This window comes from Leifsonia sp. HAY1-4F, from assembly GCF_056755275.1.
Genome location: NZ_JBNDHX010000072.1, coordinates 1 through 19,450 on the forward strand (window position 1 = coordinate 1; position 19,450 = coordinate 19,450).

Genomic DNA, 19,450 nt, shown 5'->3' on the forward strand with positions numbered 1-19,450 from the left:
GTTTCGGACCGAGGGCCAGCACGCCGGACGCGAAGAAGTTGGCGACGGCCGTTCGCGCGTTCTTCAGGCGGAGGATGTGCGTGATGTAGCGGCCGCCTTTGACCGAGAAGACGAACTCCGCGGGTGTGAGCTCGGCCCACATCCGGTAGCTGGTCGGCCGCTGCAGCGAGTAGAAGCTGCCGTTGATCTCGATCGAGTCGAGCCGATCTGAGGCGTACTCCAGCTCCCTCCGGTGGGGCAGCTTCGGCGGGTAGAAGACGCCACGCCATGGTGCGTAGGTCCAGCCCGAGATGCCGATGCGCGCGAGCGCCATCAGCGGCCCCGCAGCTGTTCCAGCAGCCGGCGCTCCCGTTTGGTCGGCCGGCCCGCTCCGCGTTCGCGCACGACCGTCGCGGGAGTCTCGGTCCGGGGTGGAGGCGGCGGGGTGCGGTCCTCGAAGCAGTCGGCGGCCACGGCTGCGGAGACGCGCTTCGTGATGAGGCGCCGCGCGATGTAGATGTGCTCGACACCTCCGGCGAAGGCGCGCACCTCATCCCCCACCTTGACCGGCTGCGCGGGCTTGGCGCGGTCGCCGTTCACCTTCAGGTGCCCGGCCTTGCAGGCGTCGGACGCTGCAGATCGCGTCTTGAACAGCCGGACCGCCCAGGACCAGGAGTCGACCCGGACGCTGGTGGGTCCCGCCTGCTGGGTCGTGCCGGGCATGTCAGACCACCGCGGATGCGGCGTTCCCGTTCGCCGCCTGGTCCTCTGCGGCCAGCGACGCCTTCCACTTCACCAGGCTGCGCACGGTGCGGCTGCGGTCGGAGGCGAGCTTCTCCATCACATCCGCCGGAACGAAGTAGTTGACGGCGACCCACCCGCGCACCGTCTCGGAGCGGTCGTCGGCGAGCTCCCGCAGGAGATCGCAGGGCGTCGCCTCGTTCTTGGCCACGCAGCCGCGGACGCCGTCGTCCGGGTCCTTCGCCAGCGCCGCGATGACGTCCGCCGGCGTGTGGTAACTGCTGGCGACCGCCTCCCGGATCTTCGGGTTGGGATCGGCGGCGAGCAGCCGGAGGCGGCGCACCTTGCTCTCGGTCACCTCGGGTGCCGGATGGAGCGCGGCGGCCTCCTCCGCGGAGAGCATCGCCGGCCGATGATCCCGCATGGCTCGTCGCTGTGCGGGAGTGTTGAACCGGATGCACGACATGCTTCCACCGTAGCCCGGCTCAGCCGGAATGGGTCGGCTCGGCCGTCGCGTGCCGCGGGAACCACGGCACGACGGGCGACGTGCGCGCCTGGTACTGGGCGTACTCCGGGTAGCGGGAGCGCGTGATGCTCTCCGTGAAGACGGTCGAGCCGATGAACAGCCCGGTCAGCAGCAGCGGGCCGATGACCGTCCACTGCAGGACGGATCCCGCGGCGACGCAGCCGAACAGGAACAGCACCCACCACTGGGCCTGCTCGAAGAAGAAGTTCGGGTGACGGGAGAAGCGGAACAGTCCCGATTGCAGGAAGCGGGGCGACGGCATCCTGCCGGCCGCCGTCTCGGCCTTCTTCCATTGGTGGAAGCGCCACTGCTGCTGGTCGGCGATCGTCTCGCCGGTCAGGAACGCCAGGAAGACCGCGGCCAGCACCACATCCGACGGGTCGAGCGGCGCCCGGTGCTGATACGCGGTCCAGGCGGGCAGCGCGATGAGGAGGAGCAGCACGTTCTGGTAGATCACGATGAAGAACAGGTTGAACGCGTGGAAGGCCCCGGGGGTCATCCGTGCACGAAGCACCTGCCAGCGGTAGTCCTCGCCGCCCGGCGCGTAGCCGCCCTTGCGCGCGAAGTTGAACGTCAGCCGCGCACCCCAGAAGGTGACGAGCACGGCCATGAGGGTGAGGCGCGGGTTGCCCAGGCCCGCCGCGAGGGCGAAGACCCACACGTAGACGACCGGGATGATCGACCAGATGCGGTCCACCCAGGAGTGCTCGCCGGTGACGAGGGACAACACCCAGGTGAGGATGCAGGCCGCGACGAGGATCCAGAGGCAGACGACGAAGGGCTCCACGTGCACATCCTAGAACCCCGGATGGCCGCCGGGAGCGCCGGAATCCTTCTGGAGGCTCGCCGCGCCCCGTCAGGGCTGCAGCACCGAGAGCACGTTCCCCGCCGGGTCGCGGAACCAGGCGATGTCGGGCCCGCGATCCGCCGAGCGGCCGCGGGCGATCCCCTTCTCGTCGGTCGGCAGCGAGGGATCGTCATAGATCCGCGTGACCACACCCTTCGCGTTGAGGTCGTCGACCGCCTCATCGATGTCGGCGACGACCAGGTTCAGGATGGTGAACGTCGCCGGGACATGGTCGGCCTTCGGGTAGACGAAGACGTGACCGCCGGAGGGCAGCTCGAGGTCGAGGTTGCCCATGGGGCCGTCGGACACCGTGAGGCCGAGGGTGTCGGCGTAGAAGGACTTGGCGGCGGGGACGTCATCCACGCTGAAGCCGGAGAAGATATCGAGTGGGGTGACCATAGCGTCCACTCTGCTCGTGACCGTCGAGCCGTGTCTATAGGGAATCCGAAGCTGTGGACAACGGGGTTCTGTGGAGGAGGACCGGGAGGAACCCCTCGCGCGCTCAAACGAAGCGCACGGCCTCCTGCAACCGGGTGCGCAGCTCGAACGCACGGTCGACGCTCTCCCGGCCGGCGGCGTTCGCACCGTCGCGCAGCACGCGGGGCAGAAGGGAGCGGCGCACCAGCATCGAACCGGCCAGCCGGCCCCGGCGCACCACGTCGAACGGGAGCTCCAGGTCGCCGTCAGGCACCACGACGATGTATCCGGTGAAGCGGACCCCCGCCCGTCGTCCGAAGGTCCTGGCCGAGTGGTACAGGTCGTGGAACGGCGCATCGCCGGGCGCTATGCCCTCCCCGACGACCTCGCCCTTGGCGAGTTTGACGGGCCCGCCCCAGTCGGCCGAGCGGATGGCGAAGAGCCCGGCCGGCCCGAGCACGATGTGGTCCAGCTTCTCAGCGGAGGACGGATGGACCGCCACGTCGTTCCAGAGCGTGAAGCCGATCCCGAGCCCGGTGACCGCGCGGGCCGTCGCCTCCTCGGCGAGGGCGACGGCGAGCAGCTGGCGGATCTCGCGGGGAGCCGACCGCACGAGCCCCGGATCGTACGGGTCCCGGTCGTCGGTGCCACGCCCCATCCACTCGCGCATCAGAGTGAGGAAGCGCTCGCGGGAGCGGCCGCCGGGATGTCCGTAGCTGCGTGCGCGGACGTTCGCACCCCGTTGCGACGGGCGTCCTGCGTGGAAGGTCGCGCTGAAGCCGCCGGAGGCCGACTCGCCGGAGACGGCATCCACCGTGATGCTCTCGCCGCGGTCGTAGCGGGCACGGTCGTCCGGGTCGCCGACGAGCTCCCAGGCCTGCTGGACCGCCTGGAACGCCGCGGCGGTCCCTCCCGTGTCGGGGTGGGTTTCGCGCAGGAGCCGGCGGTAGGCGCGACGAAGGTCGTCGTGGCTGACGTCCGAGCGGACGCCGAGCACCTCATACGGGCTGGGCGAGGCCGGAGAATCGCTCATCGCTCGGTGTTCGCTTTCGGTACACGGTGGTCGGATTTCTGACAGTAGCGTGCTTATCCACAAAAATGGCCCAATTCGAATTGCGGCCGGAAACTGACCGCATGCCTCCCTATGCTCGAAGCAACCGAACACGAAAGGTGGAACATCATGACCATCAGCGACTGGCGCGTCGAGCTCATCACCGTCCCCGTCACCGACGTCGAACGTGCGAAAGCCTTCTATGTGGATGCGCTGGGCTGGAACGCCGACCACGACCAGCGGGTCTCGCCCGAGCTCCGCTTCGTCCAGATCACGCCTCCCGGATCGGCCTGCTCGATCGCGATCGGGCAAGGCATCACGGACATGACGCCCGGCACCATGAAAGGCCTGCAGATCGTGGTCCCGAACGCGGACGACGCACTCGCGCACCTGACCGAGCACGGCGTGGAGGCGCGCGGCGTGGCCGAGCTCGCGTGGGGACGTTTCGTCGAATTCACGGACCCGGACGGCAATGCGTGGAGCCTGCAGGAGCTGCCGCCCCGGCCCTAGCGAACATCCATGCCCGGCCGGATGGCTCGACAGACCGAACGTCCTGTACGTTGCTGGAATGGGCAAGCTCATCTATGGGGGAACCACGGAGATCGGTTTCGAGGACCGCGTCCTTGCGCACCTGCAGATCGTGATCGGGTTGAAGCTCCGACGCAAAGAAGGCTTCTTCTTCTCGTGGCGAGATGAGCAGGGCGTCGGGGACGGACGCAGCGCGATCTGGATCGACCCGGCCATTCCACTGCTGTTCCGTTACAGCGGCGGGCGTCATCCGCGCATCAACAAGACGTGGCTCGAGCAGCTCACCATGTCCTCCAACAGCGCGCAGGGCCTGCAGCTGACCGAGGAGATCGGTGCGCTCGGTGCCGACGAGGTGGATGCGGACTCGCCTCCCGGCCGCTGAGCGCAGCCGCAGCGGTAGCCGCGCGGCAACGATCGGACGCAACGAAAAGGACCCCGCACCGTTGGGTGCGAGGTCCTCGTCGTCAGCGCCTCAGCGCAGGTACTCGAGCAACTCAGGGCAGCGGAGACGCTTGAGGCTGCGGGTCTCCAGCTGGCGGACCCGCTCGCGGGTGATCCCGTAGACCTCGCCGACCTCATCCAGAGTCATCGGCTTCTGTCCGTCGAGGCCGAAGCGCATGCGCACCACCTTGGCGTCGCGCGGCGGCAGCTCCCGGAGGCGATCCTCCAGATCGCGGTGACGGAACTCCACCTCGACCGCTTCCGGCGGCCCGGCGAAGTCGCCGTCCTCGATCAGATCGCCCAGCTCCGCGCCCTCGTTCTCGCCCACGGGAACCGCCAGCGACACCGTCTCGGAGTCGCTCATCTGCAGCTTGTGGACTTCCGCCGGGTCGAGGTTCGACGCCTCGGCCATCTCCTCCAGCGTGGGGGTGCGGCCGAGCTCGCCGCCCAGGTCGCGCCGGATGCGGTCCAGCTTGTCGATCTTCTCGACCGTGTGCACGGGGATGCGGATCAGCCGCGCGGTGTCCGCGATCCCCCGGAGGATCGACTGGCGGATCCACCAGGTGGCGTACGTGGAGAACTTGTTGCCTGTGCGGTAATCGAACTTCTCCACCGCGCGCACCAACCCCAGGTTGCCCTCCTGGATCAGGTCCATCACCGGAAGGCCGCGGCCGGCGTAGCGCTTGGCGATGCTGACCACCAGGCGCAGGTTGGCCTCGATGAAGCGCTCGAACGCACGCTTGCCATCGTCGGCCAGGTACTGCAGTTCGCGCTTCTCACGGGGGGTCAGGTTGGGACGGATCGAGAGACGCTCACCGGCGAGCACTCCCACTTCGATCCTCTTGGCCAGAGCCACTTCTTCGTCGGCCGTCAGCAGACGCGTCCGCCCGATCGAGTTCAGGTAGTCCCTGACCGGGTCATTGGTCACTTCGAGAGTAGTCATCGTGTCATCCCATCAGCCCGTCTTCATACGGGCACAGCCATCGTTGGTGCTCTCACTCCTGCGGCCTCAGCCCCTCACGGAGAGGAGGTCGTGAACAACGATAGGCAGCACACCCTGTCCCCCGACAAGGGGTTGACACTGGAAGCCGGGGTACGCTAGTCGTCTGAGGTAGGGTGCCCCAGGCGATTTGTCAAGTGTCGCCACAAAATACACAGGTTGTTCGGATGTGACGGTGGCCGTCGGTTCGCCGTCAGCTCGCAGAGAGAAGCTCCAGCAAGGCCGGCTCGGGCGCACGGCCACCCGAGATGTCGATGACCTCGCCGTTGCGGTAGCGGTCGAAGACACGCGGATCGATGTAGCTGTTGCGCGCGATCGCCGGTGTGTTGCCCAGGGCTGCAGCGGCCTCGTTGACCGCGGTGACGATCCGCTTCTTCCGCTGCCCGTCGGTGCCTGCGACGCCGAGTTCGGCGAGCGCCTGCGCCGCGACGATCGTGCCGTGCAGCGTCCGGAAGTCCTTCGCCGTGAACTCCCCGCGCGTCTGCCGGCGGATGTACTCGTTGAGGGAGGCCGGACGGATGGTGTGCCAGGTCGAGTTCTTCCAGGACAGCAGGCGCGACCGGGGCCCGCGCAGCGCCTGGATCTGACGCAGAAGCTCCGCCAGGTCCGGATCTGTGATCGTGCTGGTCCACTTCTGCGCCGACTTGGCGGGGAAGGTCAGGGTGATCTCGTCCGCGTCGATGCGGGCGTGCCGGCAGAGCAGCGTCGTCAGTCCCCGGCTGCCGTTCGCGTGCAGGTACTCCTCGCTGCCGATCCGGACGCTGCCCAAGTCGATGATGCGGAACGCCGCGGCCAGGATGCGGTCCCGTCCGAACCCCTCCTCCCGCAGGTCCATCGTCACCTTCCGGCGCGCCGACGGCAGTGTCTCCGCCAGCAGTGCCGCCCGATCGAACTTGAGGCGGTCCTGATGCAGCCGCCAGGCGTCGTGGTAGCGGTACTGCCGGCGGCCCGCCTGGTCGGTGCCAACGGCCTGGATGTGCCCGCGGGCGTCGGGCGAGATCCACACGTCCTTCCACGCGGGAGGGATGACGAGCGAGCGGATGCGCTCCAGTTCGCGTTCATCGACGATCCTGTTGCCCGCTTCGTCCTCGTAGACCGGACCTGCGTCGGTGATCCTGCGGTGGTAGCCGGGTCCGGACGGGTTGCTGCGCCGCAGGCGCGTCACGCAGGCTTCTTCGCGGACTTCTTGGGCGCCGCCTTCCGCGCGGTGGAGGCGGACGCGGCCGACGTGGATGCGGTCGACTTCGCGGCGGTCGACTTGGACGCCGTGGACTTGGACGCGGTGGACTTCGACGCCGTGGACTTGGCGGCCGGCTTCTTCTCCGCGCCCGACGAGCCCGACTTCGACGAACGGCTCCGCTCCACGCTGCGCTGCAGCGCCTCCATCAGATCGATGACCTCGCCTCCGCCCTTCTTCTCCGGCTCCTCACCGAAGGTGGCCGCGGTGTCCACGCTCTCGCCCTGCTCGAGCTTCGCATCGATGAGCTTGCGGAGCTCCTCCTGGTACTCGTCGCTGAACTTCTCGGGTTCGAAGTCGCCGGCGAAGCTCTCCATCAGGGCGCTCGAGAGCTGCAGTTCGCGATCGGTGACGCGCGGCGACTGCTCCAGGGCAGGGAAGTCGGCCGCGCGGATCTCGTCGTGCCACAGCAGCGTCTGCAGCACCAGCACGTTGCCCCGGACGCGCAGCGCGCCGAGCCGGGTCTTCTGGCGGAGGGCGAACTCCACGATGGCCGTGCGCTCCTCATCCTCGAGCGTCTTGCGCAGCAGCGCGTACGCCTTGAGGGACTTCGAGTCCGGCTCCAGGTAGTAGCTGCGATCGAACATGAGAGGGTCGAGCTGGTCGTTCGGCACGAACTCGACGACGTCGATCTCGCGGCTCCGCTCCGCCGGCAGCGAGGCGAGGTCCTCGGCGGAGAGGATCACGGTGCGCTCCCCGTCGTCGTAGGCCGTCACGATGTGCTCGTACGGGATGACCTTGCCGTCGATCTCGCAGCGGCGCTGATAGCGGATGCGGCCGCCGTCCGCGTCGTGCACCTGGTGCAGCGGGACGTCGTGATCCTCGGTTGCGCTGTACACCTTCACCGGCACGTTCACGAGCCCGAAGGTGATGGCGCCCGTCCAAATGGCCCTCATGTGCCCATCGTGTCCGGGGATGCGCTCATTTTCAAGGAGTGACCAGGGAATGCACGGAGGGCTTACGGTGATGGCATGGCCGCGCATGACACCGAGGTCGTCGAGATCGACGGCCGTCGCCTGAAGCTGACCAACCTCGACAAGGTCATGTACCCGGAGACCGGGACGACGAAAGCGGACATCTTCGGGTACTACAACGCCGTTGCCGACGCGATGATCCCGTACGTCCGCGACCGGATCGCCACCCGGAAACGGTGGGTGCACGGGGTGGGGACCCCCGACGACCCCGGCTCGGTGTTCTTCCAGAAGGACCTCGACCCGGCCTCCACGCCCGAGTGGGTGCGGCAGGCGACGATCCAGCACTCGTCCGGTCCGAAGACGTACCCGCTGGTGAATGACCGGGCCACGCTGATCTGGCTGGCACAGATCGCCTCGCTCGAGATCCACGTGCCGCAGTGGAAGGTGGCGCCGGGCGGGGAACGGCAGAATCCGGACCGGCTGGTGCTCGATCTCGATCCCGGCGAGGGCGTGCAGCTCACGGAGTGCGCCGAGGTCGCCCGGCTGGCCCGCGCCATCCTCACCGACATGGGGCTGAACCCGATGCCGGTCACCTCCGGGTCCAAGGGAATCCACCTCTATGCGGCGCTCGACGGCTCGCAGACCAGCGACCAGATCTCGGCGGTCGCGCACGAACTGGCGCGCGCGCTGGAGGCGGACCATCCCGATCTCATCGTCAGCGACATGAAGAAGTCCCTGCGCGCCGGCAAGGTGCTCGTCGACTGGAGCCAGAACAACGGTGCGAAGACCACGATCGCGCCGTACTCGCTGCGCGGTCGCTTCCAGCCCACGGTCGCAGCCCCCCGGACGTGGCGGGAGCTCGCATCCAAGGACCTGCGAAACCTCGAGTACCGGGAGGTGATGGAGCGGCTGAAGCGGCGCGGCGACCCGCTGGCCGAGTTGTACGCCGGCCACGGCGGGCACGCCGGACATGCGTCCAAACCCGATCGGCTGGCCACCTACCGCTCGATGCGCGACGCGAGCAGGACTCCCGAACCCGTGCCCGAGGACCGGCCGGACGCCGGCGAGGGACGCTCGTTCGTCATCCAGGAGCACCACGCCCGCCGGCTGCACTGGGACTTCCGGCTGGAGAACGACGGCGTGCTGGTCAGCTGGGCCCTACCCAAAGGCACCCCCACCGATACGAAGCAGAACCACCTCGCGGTCCACACCGAGGACCATCCGCTGGAGTATGGGAGTTTCGCCGGCGACATCCCGCACGGCGAGTACGGCGCAGGCCATGTCGACATCTGGGACCACGGCGAGTACGAACTGGAGAAGTGGCGCGACGACGAGGTGATCGCGACGCTCCACGGTCAGCCCGACGGCGGGCTCGGCGGGGCGCCGAGGAAGTTCGCGCTGATCCGCACGGGACGCGACGGCGACGAGAAGAACTGGCTCATCCACCTGATGAAGACGGAGGCGGACGGCGGGGATCGAGCGGCAGTATCGCCCGCGTCCCGCGCATCCACGCCATCCCGCGCATCCGAACCGCAGACGCCGGGGCCCGCGATCACAGGCGACCCGGTCTCCCCCATGCTCGCCACGCTGGGCTCGGAGGCGGACGTGACCGACGAAGGCGACTGGGCGTTCGAGATGAAGTGGGACGGCATCCGCGCCGTCGCCGAGGTGCGCCGGGGCAGGCTCCGCCTCACCACGCGCAACGGGAACGACGTGACCGGGACCTATCCCGACCTCGGCGGGCTCGTCGACCTCGCCGGCTCGCACGACCTCGTCCTCGACGGGGAGATCGTCACCCTCAACCCGCAGGGGCGGCCCGACTTCGGCCTGCTGCAGACGCGGATGGGCCTGACCCAGCCGGGCGACGTACAATCCGCGCTCAAGCGGGCGCCCGCGCACTACCTCGTGTTCGACGTGCTCGAAGTGGATGGGCGGAAGCACACCCGTGACCCGTACGACGCGCGCAGGGAGCTGCTCCTCGACCTTCTGCGGCCGGGCTCCAACGACCCGGTCCAGGTGCCTCCCGCGTTCGACGGCGACCTCGATCACGCGATCGAGTCCAGCAGGCAACTGGGGCTCGAAGGCGTGATGGCGAAGCGCCGGGACAGCACGTATTCCGTGGGGCGACGCAGTAGGGCGTGGATCAAGATCAAGCACCACCAGACGCAGGAGGTGGTCATCGGCGGCTGGACTCCGGGCAACGGCCGCCGCGCGAACACCATCGGCGCCCTCCTGCTCGGGATCCCGGACGGCTACACGCTCCGCTATGTCGGCAAAGTCGGGACCGGGTTCACCGACCGGGTGCTGGACGACCTACTGGCCAAGCTGGGCGAGTACGCGGTGAAGAACAGCCCGATGGAGGGCGTGCCGACGGCGGATGCGCGCGGCGCGCACTGGGTGCGGCCGGAGCTCGTCGGCGAGGTGGAGTTCGCCGAGTGGACGGGGCCCGGGAGGCTGCGCCAGCCGTCGTGGCGAGGACTTCGCCCGGACAAGCGCGCCGATCAGGTGGTGCGGGAGAGCTGAGCGCGGGGCGTCCTCGCGGGGCGGTCTCGCCCGGCGACCTCGCCCGCGCCGGTCAGAACCGGGGCTGCTTGCTGAGGCGCACGGCCGCGGTCGAGAACACCACGCCGCCCAGCAGGATCACCACGGTGATGGCCTGCAGCAGCACCTGGAAGAACGGCAGGAGCGGCATCACGGAGACCCAGAGCCAGAGGATCGCGCCGATGAGCGTGATCACGTAGCTGAAGGTGCGCCGCGCGTACAGCGCGTTCAACGACACGACGGTCGCCGCGACGGTGACCTGGAAGAAGGGGAGGAAGGAGCCGGCGTGGCCGGACCAGGTCGCCACGAGGCTCCAGATCCCGAGCACGAGCGACACCAGCACCACGATGGTGGCGAGCAGGTTGCCGAGAGCGCTCGGCAGGGTCGTGCTGAGGCTGCGGACGAGCGAGCCGTGCTCGTCGCTGCCGGGGACGACGGCCTGGGGATCGTTGGGCTGGGAGATGACGTGCGTGCTCACGCCGTCGATCCTATCGCCCGTGCGGGCAAGCGTGGGCGGCCGGCCCCCGTGCGCGTCGGCGTACATTGACGACATGGCCGCCTCCCGTCATCGACCGCACCGGCGCATCCCGCTCCCCGCCCGCCTGAAACGAATGGATGCGCGGGTCGCCGCACGCATCAACGCCCGCACCACGGGGGCTGCGTCCGACGGGTTCTGGCGCGGCATGACCCGGGCCGCCAACCACGGCAAGCTCTGGTTCGCCGTAGCCGCCGCGCTGCTGGTCCTGGGGCGTCCGCGAGCCGCCGTGCGCGGGCTCGCGTCCCTCGGCCTCGCGAGTCTCTCGGCCAACGTGATCGGCAAGCGGCTGATCGGCGGCGACCGCCCGGCGCACACGTCCATCCCGATCGCCCGCCGCCTCGAACGTTCCCCCACCTCGCCGTCGTTCCCCTCGGGCCATACGGCGAGCGCCGCCGCCTTCGCCACCGGCGTCGCCCTGGAGTGGCCGGCCGCAGGAGCCGCACTCGCGCCGGTCGCCGCAGGCGTCGGCTACTCCCGCCTGCACACCGGCGCGCACTGGATGTCGGATGTCGCGGGAGGCGCCGCCATCGGAGCAGGCGCAGCCCTGGCTCTGCGGGCGGTCGCACCCGCCGTGAAGCCCGTCGTGCGGCGCGATCCCCCGACCGCCCGGATGGTCGAACTGCCCGCCACGGAAACCGGCGACGGCGTCTTCCTCGTGGTGAACTCCACGTCCGGACGCGGTCTCATCCGGCCGGCCCCGGGTCCGCTGCTTCGCGAGCGGCTGCCTCAGGCGCGCATCCACGAGCTGAGCGACGGCGAGGCTGTCTCTGCCGTCATCCAGAGGGAGCTCGGCTCCGCGTCGCCGCCCACCGTGCTCGGCGTGTACGGAGGGGATGGGACGGTCGCCGCCGTCGCGCAGGAGGCGCGCGCCGCCGGTCTCCCGCTGCTCGTGCTTCCCGGCGGAACGTTCAACCACTTCGCCAAGGCGACCCTGCTCGACTCGGTCGATGCGGCACTCGGCGCTCTCGCCGCCGGCAGCGGACGGGAGGTCGACGTCGCGGACCTCGGCTTCGCCGACGGCGAGACCCGCACGGTGCTCAACACGGCCTCGGTGGGGATCTATCCCTCCTTCGTCGAGGAGCGCGAAAAGCACGAGAAACGGCTGGGCAAGCCGATCGCGGCACTCGTCGCCGCCATCCGGGTGGTCCGGCGCAGCAGCCCGCTCGAGGTGGAGATCGACGGAGAGCGCAGGCAGGTCTGGTCGGTCTTCGTCGGCGTCGACCGGTACTACCCGGTCGCGGTCGCGCCGATCGAGCGCCGACGACTCGACGACCACCTGCTGGATGTGCGCATCCTGTTCGCCGGCGGACGCCCGCGGACGCGGGGCGCGGTCGCGCTGGCCTTCGGCGGTCGGACCGACGCCTTGGTCGCCCGCCTGCCGTTCCTGCAGGGGCCGCCGGCGCTGGAGGCGCGGACCGTGCCGGAGATCACCATCGCGGCCCACGGCGAGGACCCCGGGTACGCGCACGACGGCGAGGCGTCGACCGCGACGCCGGGCGAGCCGAAGCGAATCACGGTCCGCATCCGGCCGGGCGCATTGCGCGTGTACTCGCCGCGCGCATAGTCGCGCACCAGGGGAACATTCGTCACGAATGTCGCCCCCAACCGCCTCCAGGAGAACATTCGTCACGAATGTCGCCCCCAACCGCGCCGAGGGGAACATTCGTCACGAATGTCGCCCCCAACCGCGCCGAGGGGAACATTCGTCACGAATGTCGCCCCGGCGTCATCGAGGACGCCCGGTCAGGAGGCGAGCGGCAGGCGCGCCGGCAGCGGTTCGGGCGCGGCGGGGCCCACGTAGCGGGACGACGGGCGCAGGATCTTGCCGTCGGCCGCCTGCTCGAGGATGTGCGCCGTCCATCCGACCACACGGGCCGCCGCGAACGTCGGCGTGAACAGGGAGCGAGGGATGCCGCAGAGTTCCATCACGACGCCGGCGTAGAACTCCACGTTCGTGTGCAGCTCGCGCCCCGGTTTCAGCTCGGCCAGGAGTTCCTGCACCCTCCGCTCGACCTGGACGGCGAAGTCCACGCGCGGTCCCCCGAACCCCTGCGCGAACTCGCGCAGCATCCGCGAGCGCGGGTCCTCGGTCCTGTACACCGCGTGGCCGAACCCCATGACCCGGCCACCGTCGGCGAGCGTCCGCCGCACCCACTCGTCCGTCCGGTCCGGCGTGCCGATCTCATCCAGGGTGTCCAACGCCCGGCTGGGGGCGCCTCCGTGCAGCGGACCCGCGAGGGCGCCCAGAGCGCCCACGACCGCCGAGGACAGGTCGGCGCCGGTCGAGGCGATGACGCGGGCGGTGAACGTGGATGCGTTGAAGCCGTGGTCGATCGCCGCGGTCATGTAGGCGCTCAGCGCGTGCTCCTGCTGCGGCGTCGGCACCCGGCCGGTCACCAGGTAGAGGTAGCCGGCGACGTGTCCGAGATCGTCGCGCGGCGGCAGCGGTTCCCGCCCATCCGCGAGCGCGTGCAGGGACGCGAGCAGCACGGGCGTCACGGCGGCGACCCGGATCGCGTCGTCGAGGCGCCGATCGGGTCCCTCGTCGTAGAGCGGATGCGCGTGATCCGCGGCGGCGACGGCGGCAAGGGCCATGCGGAGGCCGGCGAGCGCGTCCCCCTCCGCTGTCAGGCGCGCTATCGCCGGGAGCATAGCGGTGACGTCCGCGGGAATGCCGCGCGAGGCGCGAATGCGGGCGCGGAACGTTTCCAGCTCGTCGGCCGACGGCAGGCCGCCGAAGAGGAGCAGGTGCCACGCCTCCTCGAAGGTCCGCTCGCGTGCGAGGTCGACGGCCGAATACTGCCGGTAGTGGTAAAAGCCCTCGTGCCCGCGCACATCGCCCAGTTCGGTCCTCGCTGCGACCACGTTGGTGAGCCCGCGGGGCACATCGATGAGGGTGTCGTCCATCCTGTCCATACCGGTAGTGTGAGCGTGGATACAACACCTCGTCAACGTTGATCGGATCAATATGGATGCGCTGCCGCGTCTGACCGCCGAACAGACTGCCGAGCGCCTCGGCGTCAAGCTGGAGACCCTGTACGCCTACGTCGCGCGGGGCCGACTCAGCCGCGAGCGCAACGCGGACGGATCCAGCTTCGACCCGCTCGAGGTCGAACGGTTCGCCGCGGGGAGGCGCCGTCGCACGGTGACCGGGACGGTCCACTCGGAAGGCCGTCCGCTCATGGTCATCGAGACGAGCTTCGCGCTGATCGAGGACGGCGAGCTCGCCTACCGGGGCCGGCCGGTCGCCGAGCTCACGGGCGAGAGCTTCGAGACGGTCGCGCGCTGGGCCCTCACCGGCGAATGGGATGCGGCGGCACGGTTCACTCCGGGTGCGGGAATCGAGGTGGCGCGCGTCCTGGCGGACGCACTCCCGGCCTCCGCCGGCGACCGCGATCGCCAGCTCGTCGCGGTCAGCGCGTTCGCGGCGGCGGACCCGCTGCGCGCCTCCGTCGATCCGGGCGTGGTCGCGACGGCCGCCGAGCGGCTGGTCGCCGGGATGGTGGAGGTCCTGCCCGAGCGCGGCCACGCCGACCCGGTACCCCGGACGAGCGATGTCGCTCCTGCGGCGACTGCCGAGCCGGCATCCCGGACGGCGACCCCGGACGCCCTCGCCCAACGTCTCTTCGTCCGCCTGACCGGCACGGCACCATCCCGGGCCGACGTCGCCCTGCTCAACGCGGCCCTCGTGGTGCTGCTCGACCACGACATCGCCGTGTCGACCCTCGCCGCGCGCGCCGCGGCCTCGGCGCGGGCCACACCCTACGGCGTCGTCATCGCCGGACTCGGTGCGCTCGACTCGCCGCTGCACGGCAACGCCAGCCGTGCCGCGTACCGCCTGCTCGAACGGGTCGCGCGCGGCGAGGACCCCGCGCGCGCGATCACCGACACGGTCGTGAGCACCCACGGGCCGGTTCCGGGTTTCGGCCAGCCTCTCTACCCTGACGGCGACCCGCGGGCGCGCATCCTGCTCGGGATGCTCGCCGGGGACGAACGGCACGCCGCCGTCTCAGCGGCGGTGGAGGCCGTGTCCGGCGTCATCGGAGACCGGACCGGAGGGCGACCCAATGTCGACCTCGCACTGGGCGCTCTCGCACTGGCGCTCGGGATGCAAGACGACGCCGGCGAGGTCGTGTTCGCCACCGCGCGCGCGATCGGCTGGGTGGTGCACGCCCTCCACGAGTACTCGCAACCGCCCCTGCGACTGCGTCCTGTCGGGCGCTACATCGGTCCGTGACGCTTCTCGCGGGCGCTGAGGTCAGCGGCGCAGCGCCTTGCGCGCCAGCCAGTTGCCGAGGAACTGCGCCGCCTGGACCAGCACCACGATCGTGATGACGGCGATCCAGGTGACCGCCCAGTTGTACCGCTGGTAGCCGTAGGAGATGGCGAAGTCGCCGAGGCCACCGCCTCCGATGCTGCCGGCGATCGCCGACAGGTCCACGATCGCGACGAAGATGAACGTATAGCCGAGGATGAGCGGGCCGAGCGCCTCCGGGATGAGCAGGGTCGTGATGATCCGCCAGGGGCTCGACCCCATCGCCCGCGCCGCCTCGATGACTCCCGGCTCGATGGTGACGAGGTTCTGCTCCACGATCCGTGAGATGCCGAACGTCGCGGCGATCGTCATCGGGAAGATCGCCGCCGGGGTTCCCAGGAACGTGCCGAGGACGAGCTGCGTGAGCGGCGCGATCGCGGTCATGAAGATGATGAACGGGATCGGCCGGATGAAGTTCACCACCACGTTGAGGACGGCGGACAACGCCCGGTTCTCCAGCAGCCCGCCGCGGCGGGTGGTGTAGAGGAGGACGCCGAGGGCGAGGCCCAGGATGCCGCCGAGGACGAGCGTCGCCACGACCATCCAGAGCGTCTGCCCGATGGACTGGAGGTACACGGGCCACAGGGTCGGCCAGTCGGTCATGCGGCCACCTCCTCGACCTCGGTCACCGAGCGGAGGTCGGCGATCAGCGCATCCACGTCCCCCGGCTCGCCGAGCAGCTCGAGGGTGAGGCTGCCGAACGAGCGACCCTGCAGCGCCGAGATGCCGCCGTAGACGATCTCGAAGCGGACATTGTGCCGTCCGACCGCATCCGACAGCACCGAGCCGAGCCGGCCGTCGTCGTGGATGCGCGCGGACACGATGCGGCCGGCGTGCTTGGCGCGCAGGCGCTCGATGTCGGCCTCCCCCGGGTGGTTGCGCAGCACGGTCCCGACAAAACGCTGCGCGGTCGGGGTCTGGGGGTCGGAGAACACCTGGAAGACGCTGCCCGACTCGATCACGCGCCCGGCGTCGAGCACGGCGACGCGATCCGCGATGGAGCGGACCACTTCCATCTCGTGCGTGATGACGACGATCGTGACGCCGAGCTCGCGGTTGACCCGCTTGAGCAGAGCCAGGACGTCGGACGTCGTCTCGGGATCGAGCGCGCTTGTCGCCTCGTCGGCGAGCAGGATGTCGGGGTTCGTAGCGAGTGCCCGGGCGATTCCGACGCGCTGCTTCTGCCCGCCGGACAACTGGTCGGGATAGCTCCATGCCTTCTTGGTCAGGCCGACGAAGGCCAGCAGTTCGGCGACCCGCTGCTTGCGCTTGTCCGCGGGCCAGCCGGCGACCTTGAGCGGGTACGCGACATTGCCGAACACGGTGCGGGAGCGGAACAGATTGAACTGCTGGAAGATCATGCCGATGCCCGCGCGGACCCGGCGCAGCTCGCGCTCGGTGAGCGTGGTCAGGTCCCTGCCCTCGACGATCACGGAGCCGGCGGTCGGATGCTCCAGCGCGTTGATCAGTCGCACCAGCGTGCTCTTGCCGGCCCCCGAGTAGCCGATGATGCCGAAGATCTCACCGCGTCCGATCTCCAGATCGAGTCGGTCGACGGCGGGAACCGCGGCGTCGCCCGAGCCGAAGCTCTTGGTGACGCCGCGGAACTCGATGATGGGAGCCGCGGCGTCGCTCGCCGGCACTACTTCGCCGCCTGGATGGTCTTCTTCAGTCCGTCGAGGATGCCGATCAGGTCCGATTCGGGGCGCTGGACGATGACCGCGGTGTTCTTGGACTCCGCGAGGACCGCATCCGTGACGGCCTTCGTGTGGTACAGCTCGGCGATCTTCTTGTACGTCGCGTTGTCCTTGTCCTTCGCGCGGGCGACGAAGGCGTTGATGTAGGGCTCGGCCGTCTTCGACGTCGGGTCGTCCTGGAAGATCGCCGACTTGGGATCGATGCCGGCGGTCAGCGCGAAGTTGTTGTTCACGATGGCGCCGTCCGCGGAGCTGAGCGCAGGCGCCGTCTGGGCCGCATCCACCGGGATCACCGTCACCTTGGACGCCGACGCCTCGATGTCAGCCGGAGTCGCGAGCGTGCTCCCGCCGTTCTTCAGCTTCAGGAGGCCCGCCTTCTGCAGTACGAGGAGGGCGCGCGCCTGGTTCGTGGCATCGTTCGGGATGGCGATGGTGCCGCCCTGAGGGATGTCCTGGACATTCGCGTGCTTCTTCGAGTACAGCGGGAGCGGGACGACGAGCGTCGAACCGATCGGGACCAGGTCCTGCTTGGCCTGGACGTCGTAGTTGGCGAGGAACTGCAGGTGCTGGAACAGGTTGAGGTCGATCTGTCCGTCTGCCAGCGCCGGATTCGCCTGCGTGTAGTCGCGGAAGTTCACGGTCTGGATGTCGATGCCCTCCTTGGCGGCCTCCTGCTTGAGGACGGGCCAGTACGGGGACGAGGCCTCGGTCGTGCCGATCTTCACGGTGACGGTCTTCGCCGTCGCGCTGCCCGAACCGGTGAGGTTCACGACGACGAGTACGACCGCCACGATGACGGCGACGACGGCGATGCCGATTCCGACAAACCAGCCGGCGCGTGAGCGCTTCGGCTTCTCCGGAAGTGCGGGGGTGGGTGGGGTGGCGTCGGACATGGCTGTGCCTCTCTCGTGAAGGGGAAGGGGTGCCGGCGGACGGTTGGCGGCACACCGAGCCTCTCGCGAGCCCGCGACATGGGTCAAAACATCTTGCGAACTATGACACCGATGTCGTTCCTGGTCGCAGCGCGCGGGGATCCGGCGCGCCAGGATCTCGGCGCGCCGGGTGCGCTCCGGCGATCAGGCGTTCTGCGCGGCCGGAGCGGCCTGCAGGATCCGGACCATGTTGCCTGACGGGTCGCGGAAGGCACAGTCGCGCGGGCCCCACGGCTGGTCGATCGGCTCCTGGAGCACTTCGGCGCCGGCTGCCCGCACCTTCTCGAATGCGGCATCGAGGTCGTCGGTGCGGAACACGATCGGGCCGAGGGAGCCCTTGACGACGAGCTGCTGCAGCGCGTCGCCATCTGCCTGGGAGCGGCCGGCGTGCGGGTCGCTGAGAACGACGGACGCGCCGTCGTCGCCGGCGACACCGAGCGTGATCCAGCGGTGGTCACCGGAGGTGACATCCTGGATGACATCGAGGCCCAGGGCGTCGCGGTAGAAGGCGAGCGACTCCTCGGGGTCGAGGACGGTGATCTGCGAGTACTGGAGTGAAGTGGTCATGACTCGACTCTAGGAAGAGGTCAGCAGGGGCGCTTCTCCAAAACTGCTTTCTGTGGAGAAGCGGTCAAGGATGCCGTCTGTGGACGGACCCGGACGCGATCGACCGCGCTCAGACGGCCCGCGACCGGACCGGACGGGTACGTTCCTTCGCGATGCAGTCCGGCATGGCCAGCACTGCCGCGTGCTCGCGGGTCCGGTACTCGGTCGGCGTCATCCCGACGACCTCGCTGAACTTGGAGCTGAAGGAGCCGAGCGAGGTACAGCCGACGGCCATGCAGGCGTCGGTGACGCTCATCCCGCCCCGGAGGAGTGCCATCGCCCGCTCGATGCGGCGGGTCATGAGATAGCTGTACGGGGTCTCGCCGTAGGCGGCCCGGAACTGCCGCGAGAAGTGCGACGGCGACATGTAGGCGCGGGACGCCATGGTCGGGACGTCGAGCGGCTTGGCGTAGTCGCGGTCGATCAGGTCCCGGGCCCGGCGCAGGTGCGCCAGCGTCTGCAGCTCTTCCGGTGACACGCCCCGAGCGTAACACCGCCCGCTCGCGCCGGGCAGGCCTCTCCCGCTACCCCACTGTGCCCGCTACCCCACTGTGCCTGCCACCCCACTGTGCCTCGCTACCCCACCGCGACGACCGCCGGCTGGTCCACCTGCTCGACGAGGCGGATGAACGCGCTCAGCTCGCCCACCCCTGCGGGCGTCGTCGGCAGGAACTCCGTCAGCTCGGGCGAGTGCACGAGGTAGGCGGACCATTTCGCCCGCGAGATGGCCACGTTGAGCCGGTTCTCCATCAGCAGGAACGACATCCCGCGCGGCACATCGACGGCGGACGAGGCGGCGAGGCTGACGATGGCGACCGCAGCCTCCTGCCCCTGGAACTTGTCGACCGTTCCGACCCGAACCCCGCGGTAGCCCTCGGCGTCGAGGAGGGCCCGCACCTCGGCGAGCTGTGCGTTGTACGGCGTGACGACGATCACGTCGTCCTCGCCGAGCGGGTCGTCGTCCCGCCCGGTCTCCGGGTCGGTCCAGGAGCGTCCGAGAAGGTCGCGCACGAGGGCGACGACGATCTCCGCCTCCTCCGGCGACGCTGTGGAGTTTCCCACGTGGAGGACCGGCACGGGATGCACTCCCGGGGTCACCCCGCTCAACTCACGCTCCGACGCGCACGCATGGGCCCGGAG

General features: G+C 69.6%; 22 protein-coding genes. 5 read left to right on the top strand and 17 right to left on the bottom strand.

The annotated features are described in order from the left end of the window. From ACPYOG_RS13530 to ACPYOG_RS13555, 6 genes are all read right to left on the bottom strand, one after another. On the bottom strand, positions 1 to 313 hold a 313-nt coding region (locus ACPYOG_RS13530), incomplete at its 3' end, for a DUF72 domain-containing protein (protein WP_481294712.1). Beyond that, entirely contained in the window at positions 313 to 702 is a 390-nt protein-coding gene (locus ACPYOG_RS13535) for an RNA-binding S4 domain-containing protein (protein WP_481294713.1), read from the bottom strand. The genes ACPYOG_RS13530 and ACPYOG_RS13535, both read right to left, overlap by 1 nt. A gap of 1 nt (position 703) precedes the next feature. Continuing rightward, positions 704 to 1,186 (bottom strand): hypothetical protein, encoded by a 483-nt coding sequence (locus ACPYOG_RS13540; RefSeq protein WP_481294714.1) that lies wholly within the window; start codon positions 1,184 to 1,186, stop codon positions 704 to 706. Between the two features lie 19 nt (positions 1,187 to 1,205). After that, the gene (locus ACPYOG_RS13545; RefSeq protein ID WP_481294715.1) at positions 1,206 to 2,033 is read right to left on the bottom strand and encodes a DUF1295 domain-containing protein; all 828 of its coding nucleotides are present in this window, start codon (positions 2,031 to 2,033) and stop codon (positions 1,206 to 1,208) included. A 69-nt stretch (positions 2,034 to 2,102) separates the two neighbouring features. Then, entirely contained in the window at positions 2,103 to 2,492 is a 390-nt protein-coding gene (locus tag ACPYOG_RS13550; protein ID WP_481294716.1) for a VOC family protein, read from the bottom strand. 103 nt (positions 2,493 to 2,595) lie between these two features. Beyond that, positions 2,596 to 3,543 (bottom strand): DnaJ domain-containing protein, encoded by a 948-nt coding sequence (locus tag ACPYOG_RS13555; RefSeq protein ID WP_481294717.1) that lies wholly within the window; start codon positions 3,541 to 3,543, stop codon positions 2,596 to 2,598. Positions 3,544 to 3,690: 147 nt separating this feature from the next. Between ACPYOG_RS13555 and ACPYOG_RS13560 the strand changes: the two genes are divergently transcribed. Together ACPYOG_RS13560 and ACPYOG_RS13565 are read left to right on the top strand one after the other, a co-directional pair. Further along, positions 3,691 to 4,071, top strand: coding sequence for a glyoxalase superfamily protein (locus ACPYOG_RS13560; protein ID WP_481294718.1), 381 nt, complete (start codon positions 3,691 to 3,693; stop codon positions 4,069 to 4,071). A 58-nt stretch (positions 4,072 to 4,129) separates the two neighbouring features. Next, entirely contained in the window at positions 4,130 to 4,471 is a 342-nt protein-coding gene (locus ACPYOG_RS13565; RefSeq protein ID WP_481294719.1) for a DUF7882 family protein, read from the top strand. Between the two features lie 90 nt (positions 4,472 to 4,561). Here the strand turns inward: ACPYOG_RS13565 and ACPYOG_RS13570 are convergent, their stop codons facing one another. From ACPYOG_RS13570 to ku, 3 genes are all read right to left on the bottom strand, one after another. Then, positions 4,562 to 5,473: a sigma-70 family RNA polymerase sigma factor gene (locus ACPYOG_RS13570; RefSeq protein WP_481294720.1), complete on the bottom strand. Its 912-nt coding sequence runs from the start codon at positions 5,471 to 5,473 to the stop codon at positions 4,562 to 4,564. Positions 5,474 to 5,723: 250 nt separating this feature from the next. Continuing rightward, a complete protein-coding gene (locus ACPYOG_RS13575) occupies positions 5,724 to 6,695 on the bottom strand; it encodes a DNA topoisomerase IB (protein WP_481294721.1) in 972 nt (323 codons plus the stop codon). Then, positions 6,692 to 7,663, bottom strand: a complete 972-nt coding sequence (gene ku, locus ACPYOG_RS13580; protein ID WP_481294722.1) for a non-homologous end joining protein Ku — start codon at positions 7,661 to 7,663, stop codon at positions 6,692 to 6,694. Before ku ends, ACPYOG_RS13575 begins: the two co-directional genes overlap by 4 nt. A gap of 75 nt (positions 7,664 to 7,738) precedes the next feature. Here ku and ACPYOG_RS13585 point away from each other — a divergent pair, with 75 nt between their 5' ends. Then, entirely contained in the window at positions 7,739 to 10,204 is a 2,466-nt protein-coding gene (locus ACPYOG_RS13585; RefSeq protein WP_481294723.1) for an ATP-dependent DNA ligase, read from the top strand. A gap of 52 nt (positions 10,205 to 10,256) precedes the next feature. On the opposite strand, the gene ACPYOG_RS13590 is transcribed toward ACPYOG_RS13585, so the two are convergent. After that, a complete protein-coding gene (locus ACPYOG_RS13590; RefSeq protein WP_481294724.1) occupies positions 10,257 to 10,700 on the bottom strand; it encodes a hypothetical protein in 444 nt (147 codons plus the stop codon). 73 nt (positions 10,701 to 10,773) lie between these two features. Here ACPYOG_RS13590 and ACPYOG_RS13595 point away from each other — a divergent pair, with 73 nt between their 5' ends. After that, a complete protein-coding gene (locus ACPYOG_RS13595; protein ID WP_481294725.1) occupies positions 10,774 to 12,324 on the top strand; it encodes a bifunctional phosphatase PAP2/diacylglycerol kinase family protein in 1,551 nt (516 codons plus the stop codon). A gap of 179 nt (positions 12,325 to 12,503) precedes the next feature. Here the strand turns inward: ACPYOG_RS13595 and ACPYOG_RS13600 are convergent, their stop codons facing one another. After that, a complete protein-coding gene (locus ACPYOG_RS13600; protein ID WP_481294726.1) occupies positions 12,504 to 13,676 on the bottom strand; it encodes a citrate/2-methylcitrate synthase in 1,173 nt (390 codons plus the stop codon). Between the two features lie 52 nt (positions 13,677 to 13,728). Between ACPYOG_RS13600 and ACPYOG_RS13605 the strand changes: the two genes are divergently transcribed. After that, positions 13,729 to 14,997: a citrate/2-methylcitrate synthase gene (locus ACPYOG_RS13605; RefSeq protein ID WP_481294727.1), complete on the top strand. Its 1,269-nt coding sequence runs from the start codon at positions 13,729 to 13,731 to the stop codon at positions 14,995 to 14,997. Positions 14,998 to 15,018: 21 nt separating this feature from the next. On the opposite strand, the gene ACPYOG_RS13610 is transcribed toward ACPYOG_RS13605, so the two are convergent. From ACPYOG_RS13610 to ACPYOG_RS13635, 6 genes are all read right to left on the bottom strand, one after another. Beyond that, a complete protein-coding gene (locus tag ACPYOG_RS13610) occupies positions 15,019 to 15,678 on the bottom strand; it encodes a methionine ABC transporter permease (protein WP_192629000.1) in 660 nt (219 codons plus the stop codon). Continuing rightward, a complete protein-coding gene (locus tag ACPYOG_RS13615) occupies positions 15,675 to 16,718 on the bottom strand; it encodes a methionine ABC transporter ATP-binding protein (protein WP_481294728.1) in 1,044 nt (347 codons plus the stop codon). Before ACPYOG_RS13615 ends, ACPYOG_RS13610 begins: the two co-directional genes overlap by 4 nt. Then, positions 16,718 to 17,665: a MetQ/NlpA family ABC transporter substrate-binding protein gene (locus ACPYOG_RS13620; protein ID WP_481294729.1), complete on the bottom strand. Its 948-nt coding sequence runs from the start codon at positions 17,663 to 17,665 to the stop codon at positions 16,718 to 16,720. The genes ACPYOG_RS13615 and ACPYOG_RS13620 overlap by 1 nt, the downstream gene beginning before the upstream one ends. A 183-nt stretch (positions 17,666 to 17,848) precedes the next feature. Continuing rightward, positions 17,849 to 18,271 carry a VOC family protein gene (locus ACPYOG_RS13625; RefSeq protein WP_481294730.1) on the bottom strand — a complete coding sequence of 141 codons (423 nt, stop codon included), beginning with the start codon at positions 18,269 to 18,271 and terminating at the stop codon, positions 17,849 to 17,851. A gap of 109 nt (positions 18,272 to 18,380) precedes the next feature. After that, on the bottom strand, positions 18,381 to 18,788 hold the full coding sequence (locus ACPYOG_RS13630) for a helix-turn-helix transcriptional regulator (RefSeq protein WP_481294731.1): 408 nt from the start codon (positions 18,786 to 18,788) through the stop codon (positions 18,381 to 18,383). A gap of 98 nt (positions 18,789 to 18,886) precedes the next feature. Next, the coding region (locus tag ACPYOG_RS13635) for a DEAD/DEAH box helicase (RefSeq protein WP_481294732.1) at positions 18,887 to 19,450 on the bottom strand (564 nt) is incomplete at its 5' end.

What these genes read in the sequence shown, in the direction of transcription:
- ACPYOG_RS13540 (WP_481294714.1), bottom strand. Translation starts at nt 1,186, where the DNA reads ATGTCGTGCATCCGGTTCAACACTCCCGCACAGCGACGAGCCATGCGG.
- ACPYOG_RS13560 (WP_481294718.1), top strand. Translation starts at nt 3,691, where the DNA reads ATGACCATCAGCGACTGGCGCGTCGAGCTCATCACCGTCCCCGTCACC.
- ACPYOG_RS13610 (WP_192629000.1), bottom strand. Translation starts at nt 15,678, where the DNA reads ATGACCGACTGGCCGACCCTGTGGCCCGTGTACCTCCAGTCCATCGGG.
- ACPYOG_RS13625 (WP_481294730.1), bottom strand. Translation starts at nt 18,271, where the DNA reads ATGACCACTTCACTCCAGTACTCGCAGATCACCGTCCTCGACCCCGAG.
- ACPYOG_RS13570 (WP_481294720.1), bottom strand. Translation starts at nt 5,473, where the DNA reads ATGACTACTCTCGAAGTGACCAATGACCCGGTCAGGGACTACCTGAAC.
- ku (WP_481294722.1), bottom strand. Translation starts at nt 7,663, where the DNA reads ATGAGGGCCATTTGGACGGGCGCCATCACCTTCGGGCTCGTGAACGTG.
- ACPYOG_RS13605 (WP_481294727.1), top strand. Translation starts at nt 13,729, where the DNA reads ATGGATGCGCTGCCGCGTCTGACCGCCGAACAGACTGCCGAGCGCCTC.
- ACPYOG_RS13600 (WP_481294726.1), bottom strand. Translation starts at nt 13,676, where the DNA reads ATGGACAGGATGGACGACACCCTCATCGATGTGCCCCGCGGGCTCACC.
- ACPYOG_RS13595 (WP_481294725.1), top strand. Translation starts at nt 10,774, where the DNA reads ATGGCCGCCTCCCGTCATCGACCGCACCGGCGCATCCCGCTCCCCGCC.
- ACPYOG_RS13565 (WP_481294719.1), top strand. Translation starts at nt 4,130, where the DNA reads ATGGGCAAGCTCATCTATGGGGGAACCACGGAGATCGGTTTCGAGGAC.
- ACPYOG_RS13585 (WP_481294723.1), top strand. Translation starts at nt 7,739, where the DNA reads ATGGCCGCGCATGACACCGAGGTCGTCGAGATCGACGGCCGTCGCCTG.
- ACPYOG_RS13620 (WP_481294729.1), bottom strand. Translation starts at nt 17,665, where the DNA reads ATGTCCGACGCCACCCCACCCACCCCCGCACTTCCGGAGAAGCCGAAG.
- ACPYOG_RS13550 (WP_481294716.1), bottom strand. Translation starts at nt 2,492, where the DNA reads ATGGTCACCCCACTCGATATCTTCTCCGGCTTCAGCGTGGATGACGTC.
- ACPYOG_RS13555 (WP_481294717.1), bottom strand. Translation starts at nt 3,543, where the DNA reads ATGAGCGATTCTCCGGCCTCGCCCAGCCCGTATGAGGTGCTCGGCGTC.
- ACPYOG_RS13535 (WP_481294713.1), bottom strand. Translation starts at nt 702, where the DNA reads ATGCCCGGCACGACCCAGCAGGCGGGACCCACCAGCGTCCGGGTCGAC.